This is a genomic window from Pseudarthrobacter sp. NIBRBAC000502772 (assembly GCF_006517235.1).
GTDB lineage: Bacteria > Actinomycetota > Actinomycetes > Actinomycetales > Micrococcaceae > Arthrobacter.
In genome coordinates this window covers 3,633,983-3,655,736 of the sequence record NZ_CP041188.1, presented here as the reverse complement: position 1 = coordinate 3,655,736, position 21,754 = coordinate 3,633,983, and the positions used below count along the sequence as shown (strand labels likewise).

Genomic DNA, 21,754 nt, shown 5'->3' with positions numbered 1-21,754 from the left:
TACCTTTCGTCCTGCTCAATGGTGGCCACTGAGATCAGTGAACAGTTGTTGTAGCGCTTCTTTCGCCTGCAGGTTGGTTCCTGTTGGCGCCTAGCTTTGTCGGATCAGAAACTTCCCGAGTCTCCGCCGCCGAAATCTCCTCCGCCGAAGTCCCCTCCGCCGGAGTCACCGCCCCAGCCGCCACCATCGCTGTGGCCTCCGCCCCAGCCTCCGCCGCTGCCGCCGTTGAGGATGGAGTTGATGAGGATACCGCCAAGGATGGCGCCACCGAGGCCGCCACCGCCTCCGCCGCGCCCGCCGAACATGCCACCGCCGCCGAAGCCCTGGTTGGCGTAGCCACCAAAGTTGTCGACGTCTGCCTGGGCCAGCTGCGCTGCCTGAGCCGCGAGGGCGTGGGCCTGCTGGGCGTATGTGAGGGCAGTAACCGGATCGTTGCGGGAGATGGACAGCGCGTAGTCGAGGTTGCGCTGGGACTCGGCGAGCCGCGTGCGGGCCTCGGTGCCTACGCCGCCGCGGCGGGCGGTGATGTAGTCCGACGTGGCACTGATCTGCGCCTGCGCCGACATGATTGTCTGCTGCAGCGACGCCTGGGCACGGCGGGCCTGGTCCTGCTGGTTCCGGATGCCGGTGAGGGACTGGTCCAGGGCCTGGTGCGCTGTTTCAACGCGCTGCAGGGTGGCGATGGGATCGATCTTCCCGCCCTGGATTTCGGCCTTGACCTGGCCCAGAGCGGCTTCAACACCGGCTACCGGGCCGGCCAGTTCGGGGTGTTCGCCGGACTGGATCATGGCCTTCGCCTGCGCGAGGTCCTGGGAGGTTTCAACGACGGCCGCCTCCAGCCCATTGCGGGCCTCGTCCAGGCTGGTGGACACCTTGGCGATGGCGTCCAGCAGCACGTGGGTCTGGTGCAGGCTCTCTTCGGACGCCCGCACGGCGACCGCGGCGAGGCTGCCCTCGCCTGCGGTGAGCTTCTCCTGGGCGGTAGCCGTGGCGTTCTGCACAAAAGCCAGCCGTTCCTTGGCCTGGGTGATGTTGTCAGCGACCTGCGCCAGCGCGCTGTCCGCGTACTTGGCGCGCAAGGCCGTCAGTGACTGTTCGGCGCTGGCGATCTTGGCATCGGCTTCGTGGGCTCCGGCGCTGATGGCTGCCAGTGCCTGCGGGGCGTTCTTCTCGAGCTCCCGGAGCGAGTCGAAGTCGGCCTTCTGCTCCTGGAGCGAGCCGAGCGCTGCCTCTGACCGGCGGATGATCTCGCCGAGCCAGCTGCGCTGCTGTTCTTCCGTGTCCGGGATGTGGTCGTCAAGCTGCTGCTGGAGCTTGAAGGATTCCGACATGTGGGCCTTGGCCTCGGCCAGGGCCTTGGTGAAGTTCCCCACCGCGGCATCGCCGTACTGGGCCTCCGCGAACCCGAGTTCCTGCTCGCTGGACTTGATCGCATCATCGGCTTCGATGATCAACGAGCCGCTCTTGCGCCGGAGTTCCTCGATGCTGAGCGAGGCCAGCGGATCGAGCTCGGCGCCCTGGGGGCCGTAGCTGGCGCTGGACGCCTGGGCTGCCTTCTTCCGTTTGTTACGGAAGTAGAGGTATGCGCCGGCTCCACCGGCGGCAACTACGCCCGTGCCAACGAGGACAGCTGCGCCGGCGCCATCACCCGAGGGGACATTGCCGCTGCCGCCGCCTGCCGCATCCCCGATGGCTCCAGCGGTGTCAATGGCAGCCTGGGCGAAGTCCCTCTTGCCGCCAGCCAGGTTGGCTGTGACGGCGTTCTGGCTGATGGCGCCCTGTTTGGACTTGATGGGGCTGGCAGAGTTCAGGACGAAGCTGAATTTGCCGTCATCCTTGGCTATCGCCAGGACGGCGTCGGACCTGCCCATGCCCTTGTTCGTCGCAACGGCCGCGGCCCAGTCAGCTGGAACGGTTGGGTTGGTGAACGTGTCCACGGTCACCACATAGAGGTTGTACTTGTGGTCCTTCAGGAGCTTCTGGATGGCTTCCTGGACCTCGCCACTGCGTCCGCCGAGAACCTTGGCGTTGTCCACAATGTTGGTTCCGGGTGGGATGGTCACCGGGTCTTCAGCCCAGGCCGCGCCGGCAGGAACCGCGAGCAGCCCGGTCAGGCCGATCACGGCGAGGATACGTTTGAACTTTGACCGCATGTGCAACCCTTCAGCACGCCTGACACCGATTCGGGACGAATAAGCGTCTCAGAAAGCAGCAGCGCCCCCACGCGTGGTGTAAAGCCGCAGGTCGCTGTGGCATTTCCTTTTGATTCTATGGTGCACCTCTTGGTGCGTCCACAGCGGCGAATATGCCACCAGCGAAACCCTTGGAAGTGCCTGTTGGCAGCGGAATTCGGTCTCCCAGCAACCTCCCAGCCAACGTTCGTCCCAGTTCCAGCCAGACGGTACATAGTTAATGCAGACGAGGATGAAAGGAAGTCCAATGACTGAGAACCCAACCCAGGGTGCAGCGCCGGAGAACCGCAATCCGGATGAGAACCGGAATGCGGACCAGAACCCTGCGGAGGTCCGCAGTGACGCTGTCGGTCAGGCTAATCCGACGGAGCAGCTGGACCGATCCGGGGGACCCGACAACCTCACCCAGCCGCTGCCGGGTGCACCCCGTACGGTTTTTCCTCCCCGCGAGCCCTTCTACGGCCAGCAGACACCCCCGGGCCAGCAAACGCCCGGCCAGCAGACACCTGGCCAGCAGGCTCCCGGCCACGAGTACGCCCAGCACGGGGCGCATTCGGCAGCTCCCGGCGGCTCTGCGGGTCAGCACAATCCAGGTCAGCACAACCCTGGTCAGTACGGAACTGGTCAGTACGGAACAGGTCAGTACGGAACAGGCCAGTACTCCCCGGGCCAGTACAACGCTGCCCCGAACCCGGCCGACGCGCCCCGCAGGAAAGCCTCCTTCGGCGTCGGCACCCTGGTGGCCAGCATCCTGGCCGCCGGCCTCGTGGGTGGCGGCGTTGCCACTGTCGGTTCGGGCAGCCTCTTCAACAACGGCTCCCCGTCGGCGGCGAGCAGCAGCCAGACTGACACTGTCATCGTGAACAACAAGGACGACGTCAACGCCATTACGGCGGCAGCACTGAAGGCTTCCCCCAGCGTGGTGACCATCAGCGCGACGAGCGGAAGTTCAGGCGGTACCGGCTCAGGCATCATCCTGGACGACGCGGGGCACATCCTTACCAACACCCATGTGGTGACCCTGGATGGCCAAAGCGCCAACGCAACCCTGGAAGTCCGTACCAGCAAGGGCAAAGTCCTCAAGGCCACGCTCGTGGGCACGGACCCCCTCTCTGACCTGGCAGTCATCAAGGTGGACGACGCATCGGGACTCACTCCTGCGACCCTCGGCGATTCCGGCAAGCTCAACGTCGGCGATACGGCCATCGCCATCGGCTCCCCGCTTGGCCTGACCGGAACAGTCACTGACGGCATCGTCTCAACCCTGAACCGGACCATCAGTGTTGCGTCCTCGGCGGCACCGAAGGAAGGCGACACTTCCCAGGGCGGCGATCAGGGCTTCCAGTTCGCCCCGCCAAACGGTGGCCAAGGCCAAAGCACCGCCAACCAGGGTTCCATCTCAATCAACGTGATCCAGACGGATGCCGCCATCAACCCCGGCAACTCCGGTGGTGCCCTGGTCAACACCAAGGGTGAGATCATCGGCGTCAACGTGGCCATCGCGTCCGCCGGCTCCGATTCCGCGTCGAGCGGCAACATCGGAGTGGGCTTCAGCATCCCCATCAACCACGCAAAACGGGTGGCACAGGAGATCATTGATACTGGCAAGGCGTCCCACGGCCAGTTGGGTGTCAGCGTCAAGGAAAAGTCGTCCAGCAGCTCGTCCTCGGGCTTCTCCGTAGGTGCCGACGTGGCAACGGTAGAGCCGAATTCAGCTGCCGCAAAGGCCGGCATCAAGGTGGGCGATGTGGTGATCAAGTTCAACGACCTGGTCATCAGCGAGCCTAACCAGCTCACAGCGGCCGTCCGTGAGCAGGCCGGCGGCTCCACCGTCAAGCTCACCGTCCTGCGCAACGGCCAGGAGCAGACGCTGGACGTCACGCTCGGCACCGCGGCGGACCAGTAGGCCTGAACAGCAGAGCGCACGGCAAACAATCAACGACGACGGCGGAGGTCACCACAGGTGACCGCCGCCGCCGTCGTCCGCGTTCCCGTGCGCCCGGGCAGCGCCGTGACACAGGCGTTAACGGGACGGCAACGGGGGACGGCTATATGGTTAGCTAGGATCTACCCGTACCCCGGGCGTTCCGAGGCCATGACCCCATCCGGCTGGCTGTCCACAAGCATGGAAGGCTGCTGTAAACACAGTGGAAGAGACATTGAAAATCATCGTCCTGGTCAAGCATGTACCGGACGCACAGTTCGACCGACACCTCACCGGCGAGGGCTACACCACGGACCGTAACGAAAGCATCCTTTCCGAGCTGGACGAATACGCACTGGAGGCGGCTTTGCAGCTGGCTGAGGCCCGCGGTGGCGCCAAGGCCGGCAACCAGGTCATTGCGCTGAGCATGGGCGCGTCCGGTGCCGTGAACGCGGTGAAGAAGTCACTCCAGATGGGCGCCACCGAAGGTGTGCACCTCACGGACAGTGCCCTGGCCGGCTCAGACGCCGCCGCCACTTCGCTCGCCCTCGCGGCCGCCATCCGCCATCTTGGCACCGGCGCTCCGGTGGACCTTGTCCTCACGGGCATGGCGTCCACCGACGGCGAAACGTCCCTGGTCCCGGCCCAGCTCGCCGAGCGCCTCGGTCTGCCGCAGGTCACCTTCGCGTCCTCGCTGACGGTCGACGGCGGCCGGCTGACCGCGCGCCGCGACGCCGACACCTACTCTGAGACCGTCGAAGCTTCGCTGCCTGCAGTGGTCTCCGTGACGGACCAGATCAACGAGCCGCGCTACCCCAACTTCAAGGGCATCATCGCGGCCAAGCGCAAGAGCATCACCACGCTGTCGCTGGCCGACATCGGAGTCGATCCCGCGCACGTGGGCCACACCGGATCGTGGACCACAGTGACCGCTGCCGAGGAACGCCCGCCGCGCACCGCCGGAACCATCATCACCGACGAAGGCGACGCCGGCATCAAGCTCGTCGACTTCCTGGCCGCCCAGAAGCTGCTCTAAGAGGGATCACAGACATGGCAAACGTACTCGTATTCATTGACAACCCCGGCGACGCCCTGAAGAAGAGCACCCTCGAACTGCTCACCCTGGGACGTTCCCTGGGAGAGACCGCTGTTGCCGTGAACGGCGATCTGCATCAGGATGTTTCGGCCACGCTCGCCGAATACGGCGTCACCGCCGTTTTCCGGCCCTCCGCCCAGGACCTGGATGACTACCTTGTCTCGGCGAAGGCAGCCTATCTCGCGGCCGCCGCGGGTGCCGCCGGTGCCGGCACGGTCCTCCTGGACAACTCGCCCGAAGGCAAAGAGATCGCGGCGCGGCTCGGCATCCGGCTCAACGCCGGCGTCATCACCGACGTTGTGGCGGTCGACGCCGACGGTACAGCCCACAAGTCGGTCCTCGCCGGTTCTTACACCACCTCTGCCAGGGCCACCACGGCGGTATCCGTGCTGACGGTGAAGGCCAACAACGTCACGCCGGAGCCGGCATCCGTGGCTTCCGCCCCGGAGACGTCCACCGTCGAAGTGCCGGCGGACGGCACGGCCACGGCAGCCCGTATCACCGCCCGCGAACAGAAGGCCGCCAGCGGCCGCCCGGATCTGTCGGACGCCCGCATCGTGGTGGCCGGCGGACGCGGAGTGGACGGCGACTTCGGCCCCGTTGAGCAGCTTGCGGACGCCCTCGGTGCTGCCGTCGGAGCCTCCCGTGCAGCCACGGACGCCGGCTGGATCAGCCACGACGCCCAGGTGGGCCAGACCGGCAAGACCGTGTCGCCCCAGCTCTACATCTCTGCCGGCATTTCCGGTGCCATCCAGCAGAAAGCCGGGATGCAGACAGCCAAGGTCATCGTGGCCGTGAACAAAGACGCCGAGTCGCCGATCTTCGAAATCGCCGATTTTGGCATCATCGGGGACCTCTTCGACGTCCTTCCGCAGGCCACCGAAGAAATCAAGAAGCGAAAAGGCTGACCTTGACGCACTCCGCTGCCTCAGCACAGAGCCCGTTCAACCCGGACACACACCGGATTGGGCGGGTACTCTGTTTCGCCGCCCATCCGGACGACATCGACTTCGGTGCGGCCGGCACCATCGCCGCCTGGACGGCCGCGGGAATCCACGTCAGCTACTGCATCATGACCGACGGCGACGCGGGCGGCTTCGACCCGGCGCAGCGGGCCGAGATCACCGCCCTCAGGGCGGCCGAGCAGCGCCGGGCAGCCGAACTCGTGGGCGTGACCGACATCCACTACCTCCATCAGCGCGACGGCTACCTGGAACCGACGCACAAGGTGATGAAAGGTGTGGTGAAGCTGATCCGGGAAGTCCGTCCCGACGTCGTGCTCGCCATGCATCCGGAACGGAACTGGAACCGCCTCCAGAAGAGCCACCCGGACCACCTTGCCGTGGGGGAGGCCGTGACCCGGGCTGTATACCCTGCGGTCGAAAACCCGTTCGCCTATCCGGAGCTGGCCGAGGCAGGCCTCGCGGCGTACAAGCTGCCGTGGCTGTGGCTCTATGCCGGGCCCGAAGAGCGGGAGAACCACTTTGAGGATGTCACCGACCACGTGGACGCCAAGCTCGACGCGATCCACGTGCACGTGAGCCAGCATCCCGACGTCGCGGCCATGGAAGCGGCGGTGCGGAACGGCCTGCACATGAACGCACGACGTGCGGGCTTTGCTGAGGGCCGCAGCGCCGAAGCCTTCCACGTGGTCGCCGTCAACGGCCCGGGGACGATCGCCGGCTTCTAGGACGTCCGGTGATGGGGCGGCTGGCCTCTGGCGCAGCCGCCCCCGGGCTCAGGCGCCCAGCGGTGCGGCAGCCACCGTGGGGAACGTCGGGGTAGCCGAACCGCCCACGGGCTCCACGGTGATGCCGAGCGCTGCGGCGGACGCAATGCCCTTCACCACGGCAGGCTTTGACAGGGCTGCTTCGTCCATCAGGCCCTGGGAAACCGGTGCCGAGCCGTCCTTCGGGATCAGCCACATCTGGTAGACCTTGCCGGCCGGCGGTGCGGGTACACCGTTCATCTTGACCACCACGGCATCCTTCGACGACGAAATCAGCACTGTGGCGGTGCCGCCGGCGGAGACAGGTACGGAGGCTTCGCGGACGTCGGCGGCCCGGACCACCTGGTTCAGGGGATCGTTCTGGTCCGTGATGTAGGCGCCCACGCCCACGCCACCGAGGGCGATCACGGCGGCAGCTGCGACTGCGGTGAGCCAGCGGCGGGCGCCGGCAGGCCGGCGTCGTTCGTCCCGGCGGACCCTGGCCGCGGCGAGTTCATCCAGCGCCTCTGCCGGCGACTGTGCGGCAGGCGCAGCAGTGACTTCGGTGGGCCCATCGGCAGGCAGCTGCGCGAGGGACGGCAACTGGGACACGATTCGTGCGAAAAGATCCGCGGGAGGTTCCGCCTCAGCCGTAAAGGACGCCGCGAGGGTCTCCCTGGCCTGGCGGACACGCTCAAGGAAAGCGCTGCGCTCGGCGTCGGGCGCGGCGGAGATGTAGCGGTCAATGGCGGCGCGTTCAGCATCGCTGATCGCGTCCAGGGCATAGAGCTCGGCGAGATCCACGGCCCGCCCGGATTCCAGGTCGGCGGCGATCTCAGTTCCGAACGAGCCGGGACGGCGGGTGCCTCCCTGACTATTCATTTCTGTCATCTCAACTCACCCCCAGACAAGTCTTCAAGCGGATCAGTCCGTCGCGGATGCGGGACTTGATGGTGGGTACTGCTGCGTTTAGCTTTTCCGCGACTTCGCGGTAAGTGAGGCCGCCGTAGTAGGCCAGCCGTACCGATTCCTGTTGTGTTTCGGTCAGTGTTTCCAGGCACCGGACCACCGCCTCGGCCTCGAGCCTGCTGTCCACCTCGGCGGAGACGGAGTCGTGGTCCACGTCCTGGCTGCTGGCGCCGTATTTGGCCTCTCGGTCGGTGGCCGACTGCGAGGAACGGACCTTGTCCACGGCCCGGCGGTGCGAAATGGTCATCAGCCACGAGAGCGGACTGCCTGCTTCCGGGTTGAACTTCGCGGCGTTCTGCCAGACCTGGAGGAAAACCTCCTGCGTGGCGTCTTCGCTGAGTTCGGGATCGATGAGCACCCGCCGCGCCATGCCGAACACCCTGCGCGATGTCAATTGGTAGAACTCGGCAAACGCGGCCTGGTCGCCGCCGGCTATGCGGGCGAGCAGCCCGGCCAAGCGCTTGCTGAGATCCGCCGGTGAGTCAGTGACTGCGGCCCGGGCCTCGGAATTTGGCGCGTTGGGAGTTTCCATCACTACCCAGCATAAGTCGCCCGGCGGTGAAACCTGGGCATCGCGGCCGGTGCTGTCCCGAGGAAAGGGGAGAGCCGACGGGGCCGCCCGCCTCGTCGCTAGCCGTGTCACCTGCCGCTCCTTCCTCGCCCTGGAATTGCTGTCAGGAGTGATTCGGTGCCGGCAGCCGTCCGGATGGGCCGCGGGCGTCCGGAACGGGCGCTCAAATCTGGGCGCCGGAAAATCCCTGCTGGCGCCAGGCCTCGTAGACAGCAATGGACGCCGCGTTGGCCAGGTTCAGCGAACGGAGGGACGGCAGCATGGGAAGCCGCACGGTGGCCGTGACATGCGGATCGCTCTTGAGGTGTTCAGGCAGGCCCACTGATTCCTGGCCGAACATCAGGACGTCCCCGGGGCGGTAGGCGATGTCCGCATAGCTGGCGGTCCCGTCCGAGGTGAAGGCGTACACACGCTCCGGCTGCAGCTCGCGCCAGGCGTCCTCGATGCTTTTGTGGACGGTGACGACGGCGAGGTCGTGGTAGTCCAGGCCGGCGCGCCGGAGCTTGGCATCGGAGAAATCAAAGCCGAGGGGTTCCACCAGGTGCAGTTGGGCGCCGGTTATGGCTGCCAGCCTGATCGCATTGCCGGTGTTGCCGGGGATTTCGGGGGCATGGAAGAGGATTCGGAACACGGTCCAATCCTAGTCAACCAATCCGGGTCAACGGTTCAGTGCACGAACCCGGTGCATGCAACGGTTCAGTGCATGCCGCGAAGCAGCCTGGCCAGCACGGACACATTAACGGTGTTGGGTGTGGGGCCGGAGGAGAGGAAGTGCTTGAGGCCGCGGACCAGGCCCGCCGCGTTCACCACCTGGATGGTTTCGGAGGTGCCGGCTGTTCGCCGGTGGCGGTCGATGACGGGTTCGTGGAGGTTGCCGTCGGCGCTGTGGATGACTGTCCAGCCGGTGACGTTCAGTTCCGGGAAGATATCCTGCATGGCCCGGACAACGTGGGCCAGTTGCGGCGGCGCGATGGAACGTCCGCCGTGCCTCAGGGTTTGCCCGTCCCAGGCGTAGGCGCCCTTTGGCAGCAGCATGGAACCGATCAGCGCCAGCCGGTAGCCGGACAGGAGTGCGTGGTCGATGTGGCTGTTATCGGCCGGGGACTGCAGGCCGTTGACCAGCCGGGCCGCAGGAATGGCGGGCAGAACCTGGCGGGTGATGAGCTGCACCGTGCGCAGTTCGCGCTGGATTCGGGCTTCGGCGCCAAAAATACCCCGTTTGCGCGGCATCCCGTGGACCTGCTGGCTGGCCTGGGCGAACGGGATGAGCGGCACCATGCCGGACGCCTCGAAGGCCGCAGCATCGTAGGGCGGGACGTACAGGGGCGGGTCACCCGCGGTGTTCCGGGGCGTGGTGGTCCGGTGCACGGTGGCAGAGGCATGGCTGCCCGCCGCCGGCGCATCAAAGTGCGGCCCCGCGGCGGAATCGTCGGTGTTGCGGGACGTTCCTGCCGCATATGAGCGGTCGTAGGCCTTCCGGCGCGTCGGGTCTATCAGGGTTTCGTATGCTGCCGTCACCTGCCGGAAAGCGGCGGCGTCCCCGCCATGGTCAGGATGGGCCTTTCTCGCGGCCCGGCGGTAGGCCACCTTGATCTCCTTGTCGGTGGCCGTCACGGCGACGCGGAGCACCTCGTAGTAGGAGTTGCTGCTCTCGGTCAAGCACTCATCCTTTTTCTTCGCTGGCCAGTCCACGGCATGCAGCCCGGTGGGCCCCAGTTTACGGCCTGCCCACACAACGTCTGCGCACGCCCCAGTGGTTCCCGCGGCCCGGCGTCTAGACTCTTTAAGGATGACGGCAGGCGGGCCGTCCGGGCGAACATATTGGGGTGGACGTGAAGGCGCAGGCGGCTGTACTCGTGGCGGGGGCGCTGCTCGGCGTGACAGCACTGGGAGGCTGCAGTGTTGACGTTCCCGATCCGGCCGCCCCGAAAGTGGAGCCAACCGTCACCGCCCTGGCCACCCCTACCATCACCCCGGGCCATGACGCAGAAGCGGTTGCCGCAAAGGACATGCCGTTCTCCGCTGGCGGTTCCCTGGCCGCCGGGGTCCCCGTGGGGATCTCGGACGGACTCCAGGATGCACCCGGCTGGCAGCAGGTCAAGGAGAACGTGGCCGGCGAGAGTCAATTCGTGAAGTCCGACGGCTGTCTGGTGGCGGCCAAGGTCCGCACAAACCAGGCCCCGCTGGCGCTTCAGGACGACAAGGAGTCGACTGCTGGCCTCTTCACGTACCTGGATCCGACCATCCTGCCCGGCTATCTGAAGACAGCGACGCTGCGGTGGGGCGGTGAGGTTGGCAAGCCGGGGCCGTCGGCTGAGGTGCTGGCGCTGGAGAAACCCGGCCAAGCGGGCGTCAGGGCCACCGCTGTTATGGCCCGGGTGTTCGGCGCCGCGGCATCGTCGGTCTACATTTCGGTGGCCTGCCCGGACGATGCCACACTGGCAGCCGCCCGGGCCGACGTCGCAGAACGCCTCCGTATGGTTCCGCCGTCGAACTAGCTGTGTCGGTTACTTACCGTGCCTGCGCCAGGACCCGGCGGGGGAAAGTCGGTTCAGGGCCAGCGCGCCCACGAGCAGGCCGAAGTCCCGTAAGGCAACGTCGTAGAAGCTGCCCAGGACCAGCAGGTTGATGATGATGCCCAGCAGCCAGACGGCGACCAGCAGGGAACCGAACCGGGGCCGGACGGCCACTGCAATGCCGGCGGCGATCTCCACGACGCCGACGATGTACATAAAGGTCTGCGCCGACACCGGCACCACGGAGGTGGCAACCGGCGCGAGATAGATGGTCCAGTCGGTCAGGATGTTGGTGAACTTGTCCAGCCCGAAGAGAATCGGTGCGACGGTGAATACGGTGCGCAGCAGTAAGAAGGCCTGCCTGTCCGGTGCCATAGCCTGTAGCCGACTGCCTGCGGTGATTTTCGCGTTGGTTGTCATGGTGGACTCCTTCTAAAAGTAGGTATGATTATTTTAGAAAGATTAGCACCATTAAGCAATGGATGTTGTTTTTAGAGTTAGGGGTACAGGGTGCGCAGACTTCCGTGGGGCCGCCGCATGGCGGCCGTGGCTTCCTTGGGCGACGACAAGCGCCGGCAGCTTTTTGAACTGGTTGCCGCTTCCGAGGCCGCAGTCGGGCGCGATGAGGCTGCGCTGGCCCTCGGCCTGCCAAGAAGCACGGCGTCCTTCCACCTTGACAGGCTGGTCCAGGATGGACTCCTGGCGGTGGAATTCCACAAGGCTGCCGGGAAGTCAGGTCCTGGCTCCGGGCGGCCGGCCAAGATGTACCGGCAATCAACGAGTGAAGTCGGTGTTTCCGTGCCGGACCGCAACTATGACCTCGCGGCTGAGCTGCTGGTCGCAGCGATCGAGCACTCCACAGCGACCGGCGTAGCCGTGGGCAACTCCCTGCTGGCCGCGTCGTACGGCAAGGGCCAGGCGCTGGCCGCCGGCGCCGCAAGCCTGACGGACTTCATGGCGGGGGAGGGCTACGAGCCCAGGCCTGACGGCGCGGGCGGCTTTGTGCTGGTGAACTGCCCGTTCCATCGCCTCTCGGACGGGCACCCGGAAGTGGTCTGCGCCATGAATGGAGCATTTCTGCAGGGCGCGGCTGCGGCGTGCGGGGAGCCGGAGGAACGCATAGCGCCGAACAGCGAGCCTGGCCAGTGCTGCGCCAGGATCACCCCGCCCTGACACCTGATGGGCCGGGGCCGCGGGTGTGCCGCCCGGGGCACCGCTAGAATTGAGGCGTGCCCGTCTACCTCGATCATGCAGCCACCACGCCACTTTCCGCCGAGGCGCTGGCAGCCCTGACCCGGGAACTTGCCCGCACTGGCAATCCTTCGTCCCTGCACGGCTCGGGCCGGCGTGCCCGCCGCTCCGTGGAGGACGCCAGGGAAGCCATCGCGACGGCGGCCGGCGCCCATCCCTCCGAGGTCATCTTTACGTCCGGGGGCACCGAGTCGGACAACCTTGCTGTGAAGGGCCTGTACTGGGCCCGTTCCGGCGAAGACCCGGCACGGCGCCGCATCCTCTGCTCCGCCGTCGAGCATCATGCCGTGCTGGACACCGTGGAATGGCTGGAGCGGCACGAGGGTGCCATTGTCACGTGGCTTCCCGTGGACAGCCAGGGTGTGGTGGACCTGGACGTCCTCGCCGCCGAGCTGGCCCGGGACCCCGGGACCATTGCGCTCGTGACGGTCATGTGGGCCAACAATGAAGTGGGCACCATCCAGCCGGTGCACAGGATTGTGCAGCTGGCGCACGCCGCCGGAGTGCCGGTCCATTCGGATGCCGTGCAGGCCTTCGGCTCGCTGCCCGTTGATTTCAAGGCCTCCGGGCTGGACGCGATGTCCGTTTCCGGGCACAAGATCGGCGGACCGGTGGGAGTCGGCGCCCTCCTGCTGGGGCGGGCCGTCAAGCTGACTCCGGTGCAGCACGGCGGCGGCCAGGAGCGCGACGTGCGCTCCGGGACGCTGGACACTGCGTCCATCGCCGCCTTCGCTGCTGCCGCCGAGGCCGCCACCGCACGGCTTGCCGCCGAGTCCGCGAGGATCGCGGCCCTGCGGGACAGGCTCATCGACGGCGTCCTGCAGCGCGTGCCCGAAGCTGCACTCCGCGGCGCCCCGGGGGAGGGTCGCCTGCCCGGCAACGCGCATTTCACGTTCCCTGGCTGCGAAGGTGATTCGCTGCTGTTCCTGCTGGACCTGGTGGGGGTGGAATCCTCCACGGGATCCGCCTGCACGGCCGGTGTCCCGCGCCCGTCCCACGTGCTGCTGGCCATGGGGCTGGACGAGGAGACAGCCCGCGGCGCCCAGCGCTTCACGCTGGGACATACCTCAACCGACGCGGACGTGGATGCCTTGCTGGCAGCCCTCCCCGGCGCGTACCAACGCGCCCGCCAGGCAGGGATGGCCGGGCATGAATCCTCGATCCAGACTGCGGGAACGGTAGCGCGTCAGGCGTCCTCCGGCAGGAACTGATCGAGCCCAACGGAGTTGTCGGCCAGGCGCTCCGCTGTGACTCGGGTCCTGGCCGAGATAAGGGCCTTGATGGTCTTCTGCGCGCCAGGCTGTGGCTTCCGCGGCCAGTTGACGCTCATCCCGGCCACCACCCTGGAATCCTGCTGCCAGAACGCGATGAACTCCTTGCCCTCCAGTGACCCCCGGATCACCGGCTCAGCGCCCGCCGCCAGGGCAGGGAAGCCCGAGTATTCCATGCTGACGTCGTACTGATCGGTGTAGAAGTAGGGGATGGTGCCCAGTACTGCATCCTGGCTGAGCATGGCCCTGGCGGCCACCTTTCCGCCGTTCAGGGCATTGGACCAGTGCTCGCTGCGGTGGTGCTGGCCGGTGAAGGGGTGCAGGGCGTTGGCGACGTCGCCGGCGGCAAAAATGCCGGGCGCGCTGGTCCGCAGGGACGCGTCCGTGAGGATCCCGTTGTCCAGGGCCAGGCCAGCCGCCTGCGCGATGCCCGTCTCGGGAACCACGCCGACGGCGATGACCACGATGTCCGCAGGGAGCGCCTCTCCGGAATCGGTGACCACCCCGGTGACAGCGCCGCCGAGGCCGGTGATTTCCCGTGCCGAGGCGGGAAGCCGGAAGCTCACGCCGTTGGCTTCGTGGAGTCGGCGGAAGAACCGCCCGAGCTCAGGGCCGATGGCCCCGGCCAAGGGGATCTCTTCCAGTCCGAGGAGCGTGACGTTGTTGCCGTACGTGGCGGCAGCCGCAGCCAGTTCCATGCCGATCCAGCCGGAGCCGACCATCACCACGTTCCTGCCGCCTGCCGCCAGGCTGCTGCGCAACCGACGGCTGTCGTCCAGGGTGCGGAAGGTGGAGACGCCGGCCAGGTCGCTTCCGGGCAGGCGGAGGGTGCGGGGCGCCGCCCCGGTGGCGAGCAGCAGGGAACCGTAAGCCAGCGTGCTGCCGTCGTCCAGCTCCACCGTCCTGGCGTCCGGCCGGATGCCCGTGACGCGGGCACCCAGGCGGAGTCCGACGTCGTTCTCCGCGTACCAGCCTGGCGGCACCACCGGGACGGCGTCCTCGGCGGCCTTGCCCAGCAGATACTCCTTGGACAGCGGCGGCCGCAGGTACGGAGGATGGTGCTCTGCGCCGATGATCGTGACCCGGCCTTTGAACCCTTCCGCCCGCAGCGTCTTGGCGGCGGTGGCCCCGGCCAGGCCGCCGCCGGCAATCACAATGTCCCCTCAGTAGCAATGTCCTCAGCCATGTCCGCCCGATTCCCGCCGGTGTGCTCGAAGTCTAAAACTGTTAATTCTGACTTTAGAAGTGAAGGCCCGCTGGGTCAAGGGTCTTTTGGGGAGGATTCGGCGTGGCGATAGACTGGTGCGGCAGGCATTGTGCTATTTCTGCGGCGGCCGGTTGAACGGCGGCCGCCCTCTGCCGGCATCCCCCGAACCCTAAAGAAAGCCAGCATGCGAGTTCTAGCAGCCATGAGCGGTGGAGTCGACTCCGCCGTTGCCGCAGCACGTGCCGTTGAGGCCGGGCACGACGTCGTCGGCGTTCACCTTGCGCTGTCCAGGATGCCCGGCACCCTGCGGACGGGCAGCCGCGGCTGCTGCACCATCGAGGACTCGCGCGATGCGTGGCGTGCCTGCGATGTGCTGGGCATTCCGTATTACGTCTGGGATTTCTCGGAGCGCTTCAAGGAAGACGTGGTCCAGGACTTCATCGATGAGTATGCTGCCGGGCGGACCCCCAATCCCTGTATGCGCTGCAACGAGCGGATTAAGTTTGCCGCCCTGCTGGAGAAGGCCATCGCCCTGGGCTTTGACGCCGTCTGCACCGGGCATTACGCCAAGGTCATCAAGGACGCCGACGGCAACCCCGAACTTCACCGGGCCGCGGACTGGGCCAAGGACCAGAGCTACGTCCTGGGTGTCCTGACGCACGAGCAGCTCAAGCACTCCATGTTCCCGCTGGCTGACACGCCCTCCAAGGCTGAGGTGCGGGCCGAGGCCGAGCGCCGTGGACTGTCAGTGGCCAACAAGCCCGACAGCCACGACATCTGTTTCATTCCCGACGGCGACACCGCCGGCTGGCTCGCCGAAAAGATTGACATGACCCCCGGCGACATTGTGGACGAGACCGGTACGAAGGTGGGGGAGCACCCGGGAGCCAACGCGTTCACCGTGGGACAGCGCCGCGGCCTGAAGCTCGGCACACCCGCAGCGGACGGCAAGCCCAGGTTCGTCCTGGAGATCCGGCCCAAGGAAAACAAGGTAGTGGTGGGGCCCCAGGCGCTGCTGGCCATTGACGAGATCCGCGGCATCAAGGTCTCGTGGGCCGGCCTGCCCATCGCTGAAATCGAAACGGGCGCCGAGTTTGACTGCTATGCCCAGGTCCGCGCCCACGGGGACCCCGTGCCGGCAACTGCGCGAATGCTGCCGGGCGATGGTGCACCCCAGCTGCTGGTCACGTTGACCGATCCGCTGCGCGGTGTGGCACCCGGCCAGACAGTGGTCCTCTACCAGGGCAGCCGCGTCCTGGGCCAGGCAACCATCGACGCTGCCCGGTCGTTGCAGCGCGCGGAGCTCTGAGGCGGAGCAAATTTACCCTGGTCAGGTAAATTTTGTGTCTCAACTCACAAAAAAGCCGGTTGATGAGTCCGGCGTCTGGTTGAATCTAGGCATCAGGACAGCGCGCTGCCCGCTCAAGCCAAGACACCCATTTGCGGGCGGCGAGCGCGTACTCATCGAACAGAAAGTTCACAGATGACCAAGAGCACAAAAGCCTTGCGCAGCGCAATTGCGCTCGCAGGCGTTTCCGCCTTCGCATTGACGGCCTGCACGGGCCCCTCGGGTGGCGGCGGCGGTGGAAGCACAGCATCGGAGAATGCCAGCAGCGTCATTGCGTACGGCACCACAGACAAGGTCACCGCACTGGACCCCGCGGGCTCGTACGACAACGGTTCGTTCATGGTGATGAACCAGATCTACTCCTTCTTGTTGAACTCCAAGCCCGGTGGTGCCGACCCCGTGCCGGACCTGGCCGAATCGTCCTCCTTCACCAAGCCCACCGAATTCACCGTCAAACTCAAGAGTGACCTCAAATGGGCCAACGGGCACGTGCTGGATTCCAAAGACGTCAAGTTCTCCTTTGATCGCCAAACTGCCATCAACGATCCCAACGGTCCGGCTTCGTTGTTGTCCAACATCGATTCCATTGCCACACCTGATGCCAGCACCGTGGTTTTCACACTGAAGAATGCCAACGACCAGACATTCCCGCAGATTCTGACCAGCCCGGCCGCCCCGATCGTTGACGACGAAGTTTTCCCGGCAGACAAGCTCCTCAGCGACGAGGAAATTGTCAAGGCCAACGCCTTCCACGGCCAGTACATCATCGACTCCTACAACAAGAACACGTTGGTCAGCCTGAAGGCTTGGCCGGACTACAAGGGAGTGCTTGGCAAGCCCGCCAACGCAGGGGCCACCATCAAGTACTACACCGATCAGACCAACATGAAGTTGGAGGTCAAAGGCGGGCAGATCGATGTTGCCAACCGCAGCCTGAGCGCGACGGACATCGATGACCTCAAGAAGGACTCCAGCGTCACGGTCCATGTCGGACCCGGCGGCGAGATGCGGTACATCGTCTTCAACTTCGACACCATGCCGTACGGGGCCAAGGCTCCCGAAGCTGACCCGAAGAAGGCGCTGGCCGTCCGCCAGGCCGCTGCCAACCTGATCGACCGCCAAGCCATTTCGGACCAGGTCTACAAGGGCACGTACCTGCCGATGTGGTCCAACGTCCCGTCCGGTTTCGTGGGCGCCAACGAATCCTTCAAGCAGGCGTACGGGGATGGCTCCGGCAAACCCAGCCTGGACAAGGCCAAGAAGGTCATGTCCGACGCCGGCATCACCGGCCCGGTGACGATCAAACTGCAGTACAACCCTGACCACTATGGCAAGTCATCCGGTGACGAATACGCCATGGTCAAGGACCAGTTGGAGAAGAGCGGTCTGTTCACCGTGGACCTTCAGTCCACTGAGTGGGTCACGTATAACTCGGCGTCGAAGAAAGACAGCTACCCCGTCTTCCAGCTGGGATGGTTCCCGGACTTCAGCGACGCGGACAACTACCTGACACCCTTCTTTGTGCGCGGTGGCTTCATGAACAACCACTACTCCAACAGCGAGGTCGAAACGCTGATCGCCAAGCAGCTTGTGACAGCTGATAAGGCAGAGCGTGAGAAGACCATACAGGAGGTCCAGAATCTGCTGGCCAAGGACATCTCCACCCTGCCGTTGCTGCAAGGGGCCCAGGTGGCTGTTTCGGGGACCAAGGTGAAGGGCGTGGATTCGACACTTGATGCGTCGTTCAAGTTCCGGCTCGGCACCGTTTCCAAGTAACAGCTAAATACCTGCGTAGGGGGTGGGGCCGGCCGGTCCTGCCTCCTACGCGTTAGCTCCACATTTTCGATTTCCAGACCAAGCAGGTTCAGCATGGCCACTTTGATAGATGCGCCGCCGCCAACGGTGGCGGCCCCCATATCCAAATCCGCGGGAGGTGGCCTCGGGAGGTATATCCTGATTCGCTTCCTGCTGATCTTCCCGACGATCTTCATCCTCGTCACACTCGTTTTCTTCCTGATGCGGATCACCGGCGATCCCATTACCGCAGCCCAGGGCGGACGCCTCCCGCAGGAACAAATCGACGCCTTGGTTCACCAGGCCGGCTATGACCGGAACCTGTTCATCCAATACATCGAGTACCTTGGCCACATCGCCACCGGAAACTTCGGCCGGACTATTTCAGATGGCCGGCCCGTCATCGAGATGCTCGCGAAATTTGGTGCAGCCACCCTGGAACTGAGCATCAACGCCGTGATGGTGGCGTTGCTTGTGGGAATACCGCTGGGTATGTTCGCCGCCCACAAACGCGACAAGGTTCCGGACGCTGTCCTGCGCATGTTCGCCATCCTTTGCTATGCCACCCCTGTCTTCTTTGCCGGCCTGCTGCTGAAGCTGACATTTTCTGTGGGACTGGGTTGGTTCCCCGTGGCCGGCCGTGCATCCACCACAACGGAACTGGCGATGGGCCGGCTGGCAGCGCCCACCGGCGTCTACTGGCTGGACGCCCTTCGCAGCGGCAATCTGGCAGCCTTCGGCGACATCGTCCACCACGCAGTCCTGCCGGCCGTCGCGCTGGGCCTATTGACCGCGGGCGTCTTCCTCCGTCTGGTCCGCACCAACGTGATCGGCACGCTGGGCAGGGACTATGTTGAGGCAGGCCGCTCCCGAGGTGTCAGTGAATACCGCCTGGTGACCAAGCATGCCTACAAGCCTGCGCTGATCCCCATCATCACGGTGATGGGATTACAGATTGCCCTGCTGCTCGGCGGTGCGGTGCTGACCGAAACCACCTTCGAATGGAAGGGCCTCGGCTATCAGCTGGCGCAGTACCTTACCGCGCGTGACTTTGTGGCTGTCCAGGGCATCGTGATGCTGCTGGCCGTCATTGTGGCGATCACCAATTTCGCGGTGGATATTGCCGCCGCCCTGATTGATCCGCGAGTGAGGTACTGATGGGTACCACAGTTTTGGAACCGAAAAAGAAGTCCTTGCTGGACCGGCTTCCGGTCTCGTCCCACATCCGCCAAAGCGTTGGCCTGCAACGCACTATGCTGCTTATCGGCGTCGTTCTTTGCACAGTTTTTGTGGTGGCTGCGATCTTTGCGCCGCTGTTGGCGCCGTACGGGTATTCCCAGATTTCCGATGACGCCGGTTCGTTCCCGGCGCAGGCCGAACCCGGTGGCAAGCATCTGTTGGGAACGACCGTGGGCGGATACGATGTGCTGTCCCGGATGATCTGGGGATCGCAGACAGCCATGGCGGTGATAGTTGCTGCCGTGCTGATGTCCATCTTCCTGGGAGTGTTCCTTGGACTGGTGAGTGGCTACTTCGGCGGCTGGCTGGACCGGGTGCTGGTGGTGATTGCTGACGCGATTTACGCCTTCCCGACACTCCTCGTGGCTATCGTGATGTCGATTGCCATCAATAAGGGACAGTCTGGCTTCTGGGGCGGAATCCTCGCCTGCGGTTTTGCCATCACGGCAGTGTTTGTACCGCAGTACTTCCGGGTGATCCGCGCTGAAACCATCCGGCTCAAGGCTGAACCGTTTGTGGAATCCGCCCAGGTTGTTGGCGCCTCAAGCGCCAGGATTATCAGCAGGCACATCTTTTCGAACGCGACCCGGACCCTGCCGCTGATCTTTACGCTCAACGCCTCCGAAGCCATCCTCACCCTGGCAGGCCTGGGCTTCCTCGGTTTCGGTATCGAGCCAAGCTCCGCGGCGGAATGGGGCTTTGACCTGAACAAGGCGATGTCCGACGCCTCCTCAGGCATTTGGTGGACCGGTGTGTTCCCCGGCCTGGCCATCGTCCTGACGGTGGTTGGACTGACCCTCGTAGGAGAAAGCATCAATGACCTGAACGATCCGCGCTTGCGCGGACGCAAGGCTGCCGGCGCCAAGGGCGCCCCGGGACCATCAACCGCCGCCGCCAACGCCGCCATCGCAGCGGATGTGAGAGGACTGTGACCATCAATATTGATCCGGTGTCTGACCAGTCCAGGCCGGCAGAGCAGCCGGTCCTGGAGATCGACCACCTCAAAGTCACGTTCGCCACCGACGGCGGAGACGTCTACGCCGTGAAGGATGTGAGCCTGGACGTCCGCTCCGGCGAGGTCCTGGCCATCGTGGGTGAATCCGGCTCCGGCAAGACCGTGACTGCGAAAACCATCCTCGGGCTGCTGCCTGAGACCGCCACCAGCGGGGGCGCCGTCCTGATCAACGGGAACAACGTGATCAGCGTCAGCGCCGCGAAGCTGAGGCAGATCCGCGGCCGCGATGTGGCCATGGTGTTCCAGGAGCCCTCCACGGCCCTGAATCCGGTGTTCACCGTGGGCTGGCAGATTGCTGAGGGCATCCGTGCCCATGCCGGCGGTCCCGGCGGGAAGCGGGTCTCGGCCAAGGACGCCAAGGCCCGTGCCATTGAGGCGCTGCGCAAAGTGGGGATCCCGGATCCGGAGCATCGGGTCAACTACTACCCGCACCAGTTCTCCGGCGGCCAGAAGCAGCGCGTGGTGATCGCCGCCGCGCTGGCCCTGAACCCGGGACTCATCGTGGCCGATGAACCCACCACAGCCCTGGATGTCACCGTCCAGGCCGAAATCCTGGAGCTGCTCCGGGACCTCCGGGACAAGTACGGCACATCGATCGTGCTGATCACGCACAACATGGGCGTGGTGGCCGACCTCGCGGACCGCGTGGTGGTGATGTACCAGGGTGATGTGGTGGAGGAAGCGCCGGTGCGGGTGCTGTTCGCCGAACCCAAGCAGGACTACACCAAGAAGCTGCTGGCCGCCGTGCCCCACCTGGGCCGGAACTCGGCGTCGGAGGGCCTGTTGGAACGCGCCCACCAGGGCTCGCCGGTGCTGGTGGAGGCAACCAACCTGACCATCGAGTACCCCGGCAGGCTGGGAACGCCGGCCTTCAAGGCCGTGGACGGGGTCAGCTTCACCGTGTCCCAGGGCGAAGTCTTTGGACTGGTGGGCGAATCCGGATCAGGGAAAACCACAATCGGCCGGGCCATCGCGGGCCTGAACCGGACCACGGGCGGCAGCCTGAAGGTACTCGGCTACGAGATGCTGAACCTCAAGGAGCGGACGTTCAAGCCCCTTCGGAAGGATATTGGCTTTGTGTTCCAGGATCCGGCTGCGTCCTTCAACCCCCAGCTGACCATCGGCGACTGCGTAGCGGAGCCCATGATCATCCACACCAACCCGAGCCCGGCGCAGGCGCGCAAACGCGTTGCTGAGCTGCTTGAATCAGTTCAGCTGCCGGCGTCGTACGCCCAGCGGTATCCGCACGAGCTGTCCGGCGGGCAGCGCCAGCGGGCGTCGCTGGCGCGGGCACTGATCCTGAACCCGCGGCTGCTGATCGCTGACGAGCCGACGTCGGCCTTGGACGTTTCGGTGCAGGCGAAAGTCCTGGAACTCTTCAAGGAAATCCAGGCCGAGTTCGGGTTCGCGGCACTGTTCATCAGCCACGACCTCGCGGTGGTGGACATCCTGTCCCAGTGGGTGGGCGTCCTGTACAAGGGCAAGCTGGTGGAGCAGGGCATCGGTAGCCAGGTGATGGGCGCACCGCAGCACGACTACACCAAACGGCTGATTGCCTCGCTGCCGGTTCCTGATCCGGACGAACAGGCACGACGCCGGGAAGCGCACCGGGCGCTGCTTGCCCAGTAGGCACCACCGGCGACTCTTCAGTCG

19 protein-coding genes are annotated in these 21,754 nt (G+C 65.4%); 12 read left to right on the top strand and 7 right to left on the bottom strand.

Annotated features, from left to right (window positions below):
• Positions 1-104 precede the first annotated feature (104 nt).
• Entirely contained in the window at positions 105-2,153 is a 2,049-nt protein-coding gene (locus tag NIBR502772_RS16880; protein ID WP_141141053.1) for a TPM domain-containing protein, read from the bottom strand.
• 286 nt (positions 2,154-2,439) lie between these two features.
• On the opposite strand from NIBR502772_RS16880, the gene NIBR502772_RS16875 reads away from it, so the two are divergent.
• From NIBR502772_RS16875 to NIBR502772_RS16860, 4 genes are all read left to right on the top strand, one after another.
• Positions 2,440-4,098, top strand: a complete 1,659-nt coding sequence (locus NIBR502772_RS16875; RefSeq protein ID WP_141141052.1) for a trypsin-like peptidase domain-containing protein — start codon at positions 2,440-2,442, stop codon at positions 4,096-4,098.
• A gap of 253 nt (positions 4,099-4,351) precedes the next feature.
• On the top strand, positions 4,352-5,152 hold the full coding sequence (locus NIBR502772_RS16870) for an electron transfer flavoprotein subunit beta/FixA family protein (protein WP_141141051.1): 801 nt from the start codon (positions 4,352-4,354) through the stop codon (positions 5,150-5,152).
• A gap of 14 nt (positions 5,153-5,166) precedes the next feature.
• Entirely contained in the window at positions 5,167-6,120 is a 954-nt protein-coding gene (locus NIBR502772_RS16865; RefSeq protein WP_141141050.1) for an electron transfer flavoprotein subunit alpha/FixB family protein, read from the top strand.
• Positions 6,121-6,122: 2 nt separating this feature from the next.
• Positions 6,123-6,902 carry a PIG-L deacetylase family protein gene (locus NIBR502772_RS16860; protein ID WP_141141049.1) on the top strand — a complete coding sequence of 260 codons (780 nt, stop codon included), beginning with the start codon at positions 6,123-6,125 and terminating at the stop codon, positions 6,900-6,902.
• A 48-nt stretch (positions 6,903-6,950) separates the two neighbouring features.
• Here NIBR502772_RS16860 and NIBR502772_RS16855 read toward each other — a convergent pair whose 3' ends face one another.
• The 4 genes from NIBR502772_RS16855 to NIBR502772_RS16840 form a co-directional block, all read right to left on the bottom strand.
• On the bottom strand, positions 6,951-7,811 hold the full coding sequence (locus NIBR502772_RS16855; protein ID WP_141141048.1) for an anti-sigma factor domain-containing protein: 861 nt from the start codon (positions 7,809-7,811) through the stop codon (positions 6,951-6,953).
• Between the two features lies 1 nt (position 7,812).
• A complete protein-coding gene (gene sigK, locus NIBR502772_RS16850) occupies positions 7,813-8,421 on the bottom strand; it encodes an ECF RNA polymerase sigma factor SigK (RefSeq protein ID WP_141141047.1) in 609 nt (202 codons plus the stop codon).
• A 202-nt stretch (positions 8,422-8,623) separates the two neighbouring features.
• A complete protein-coding gene (locus NIBR502772_RS16845) occupies positions 8,624-9,091 on the bottom strand; it encodes a tRNA (cytidine(34)-2'-O)-methyltransferase (RefSeq protein ID WP_058931909.1) in 468 nt (155 codons plus the stop codon).
• A gap of 65 nt (positions 9,092-9,156) precedes the next feature.
• The gene (locus NIBR502772_RS16840; protein ID WP_141141046.1) at positions 9,157-10,119 is read right to left on the bottom strand and encodes a J domain-containing protein; all 963 of its coding nucleotides are present in this window, start codon (positions 10,117-10,119) and stop codon (positions 9,157-9,159) included.
• 167 nt (positions 10,120-10,286) lie between these two features.
• Here NIBR502772_RS16840 and NIBR502772_RS16835 point away from each other — a divergent pair, with 167 nt between their 5' ends.
• Positions 10,287-10,958 carry a hypothetical protein gene (locus NIBR502772_RS16835; protein ID WP_246848567.1) on the top strand — a complete coding sequence of 224 codons (672 nt, stop codon included), beginning with the start codon at positions 10,287-10,289 and terminating at the stop codon, positions 10,956-10,958.
• Positions 10,959-10,967: 9 nt separating this feature from the next.
• On the opposite strand, the gene NIBR502772_RS16830 is transcribed toward NIBR502772_RS16835, so the two are convergent.
• Positions 10,968-11,396 (bottom strand): hypothetical protein, encoded by a 429-nt coding sequence (locus NIBR502772_RS16830; RefSeq protein ID WP_141141044.1) that lies wholly within the window; start codon positions 11,394-11,396, stop codon positions 10,968-10,970.
• A gap of 90 nt (positions 11,397-11,486) precedes the next feature.
• Between NIBR502772_RS16830 and NIBR502772_RS16825 the strand changes: the two genes are divergently transcribed.
• Positions 11,487-12,149: a metalloregulator ArsR/SmtB family transcription factor gene (locus NIBR502772_RS16825; RefSeq protein ID WP_210412311.1), complete on the top strand. Its 663-nt coding sequence runs from the start codon at positions 11,487-11,489 to the stop codon at positions 12,147-12,149.
• 56 nt (positions 12,150-12,205) lie between these two features.
• On the top strand, positions 12,206-13,438 hold the full coding sequence (locus tag NIBR502772_RS16820) for a cysteine desulfurase family protein (protein ID WP_141141043.1): 1,233 nt from the start codon (positions 12,206-12,208) through the stop codon (positions 13,436-13,438).
• Here NIBR502772_RS16820 and NIBR502772_RS16815 read toward each other — a convergent pair.
• Positions 13,414-14,655, bottom strand: a complete 1,242-nt coding sequence (locus NIBR502772_RS16815; protein WP_141141042.1) for an NAD(P)/FAD-dependent oxidoreductase — start codon at positions 14,653-14,655, stop codon at positions 13,414-13,416. The genes NIBR502772_RS16820 and NIBR502772_RS16815 overlap by 25 nt on opposite strands.
• Positions 14,656-14,907: 252 nt before the next feature.
• On the opposite strand from NIBR502772_RS16815, the gene mnmA reads away from it, so the two are divergent.
• The 5 genes from mnmA (at position 14,908) to NIBR502772_RS16790 (ending at position 21,730) form a co-directional block, all read left to right on the top strand.
• Entirely contained in the window at positions 14,908-16,014 is a 1,107-nt protein-coding gene (gene mnmA / locus NIBR502772_RS16810) for a tRNA 2-thiouridine(34) synthase MnmA (RefSeq protein ID WP_246848817.1), read from the top strand.
• A 174-nt stretch (positions 16,015-16,188) separates the two neighbouring features.
• Positions 16,189-17,829: an ABC transporter substrate-binding protein gene (locus NIBR502772_RS16805; protein WP_141141040.1), complete on the top strand. Its 1,641-nt coding sequence runs from the start codon at positions 16,189-16,191 to the stop codon at positions 17,827-17,829.
• Positions 17,830-17,922: 93 nt separating this feature from the next.
• Positions 17,923-19,005, top strand: a complete 1,083-nt coding sequence (locus NIBR502772_RS16800; protein ID WP_141141039.1) for an ABC transporter permease — start codon at positions 17,923-17,925, stop codon at positions 19,003-19,005.
• Positions 19,005-20,018: an ABC transporter permease gene (locus tag NIBR502772_RS16795; protein ID WP_141141038.1), complete on the top strand. Its 1,014-nt coding sequence runs from the start codon at positions 19,005-19,007 to the stop codon at positions 20,016-20,018. Before NIBR502772_RS16800 ends, NIBR502772_RS16795 begins: the two co-directional genes overlap by 1 nt.
• The gene (locus NIBR502772_RS16790; RefSeq protein WP_210412310.1) at positions 20,015-21,730 is read left to right on the top strand and encodes an ABC transporter ATP-binding protein; all 1,716 of its coding nucleotides are present in this window, start codon (positions 20,015-20,017) and stop codon (positions 21,728-21,730) included. Before NIBR502772_RS16795 ends, NIBR502772_RS16790 begins: the two co-directional genes overlap by 4 nt.
• The last annotated feature ends 24 nt before the right edge of the window (positions 21,731-21,754 follow it).

Excerpts from the sequence above, each read along its gene's own strand:
- NIBR502772_RS16880 (WP_141141053.1), bottom strand. The coding sequence starts at position 2,153 with ATGCGGTCAAAGTTCAAACGTATCCTCGCCGTGATCGGCCTGACCGGG.
- NIBR502772_RS16875 (WP_141141052.1), top strand. The coding sequence starts at position 2,440 with ATGACTGAGAACCCAACCCAGGGTGCAGCGCCGGAGAACCGCAATCCG.
- NIBR502772_RS16865 (WP_141141050.1), top strand. The coding sequence starts at position 5,167 with ATGGCAAACGTACTCGTATTCATTGACAACCCCGGCGACGCCCTGAAG.
- NIBR502772_RS16855 (WP_141141048.1), bottom strand. The coding sequence starts at position 7,811 with ATGACAGAAATGAATAGTCAGGGAGGCACCCGCCGTCCCGGCTCGTTC.
- sigK (WP_141141047.1), bottom strand. The coding sequence starts at position 8,421 with ATGGAAACTCCCAACGCGCCAAATTCCGAGGCCCGGGCCGCAGTCACT.
- NIBR502772_RS16830 (WP_141141044.1), bottom strand. The coding sequence starts at position 11,396 with ATGACAACCAACGCGAAAATCACCGCAGGCAGTCGGCTACAGGCTATG.
- mnmA (WP_246848817.1), top strand. The coding sequence starts at position 14,908 with ATGAGCGGTGGAGTCGACTCCGCCGTTGCCGCAGCACGTGCCGTTGAG.
- NIBR502772_RS16805 (WP_141141040.1), top strand. The coding sequence starts at position 16,189 with ATGACCAAGAGCACAAAAGCCTTGCGCAGCGCAATTGCGCTCGCAGGC.
- NIBR502772_RS16800 (WP_141141039.1), top strand. The coding sequence starts at position 17,923 with ATGGCCACTTTGATAGATGCGCCGCCGCCAACGGTGGCGGCCCCCATA.
- NIBR502772_RS16795 (WP_141141038.1), top strand. The coding sequence starts at position 19,005 with ATGGGTACCACAGTTTTGGAACCGAAAAAGAAGTCCTTGCTGGACCGG.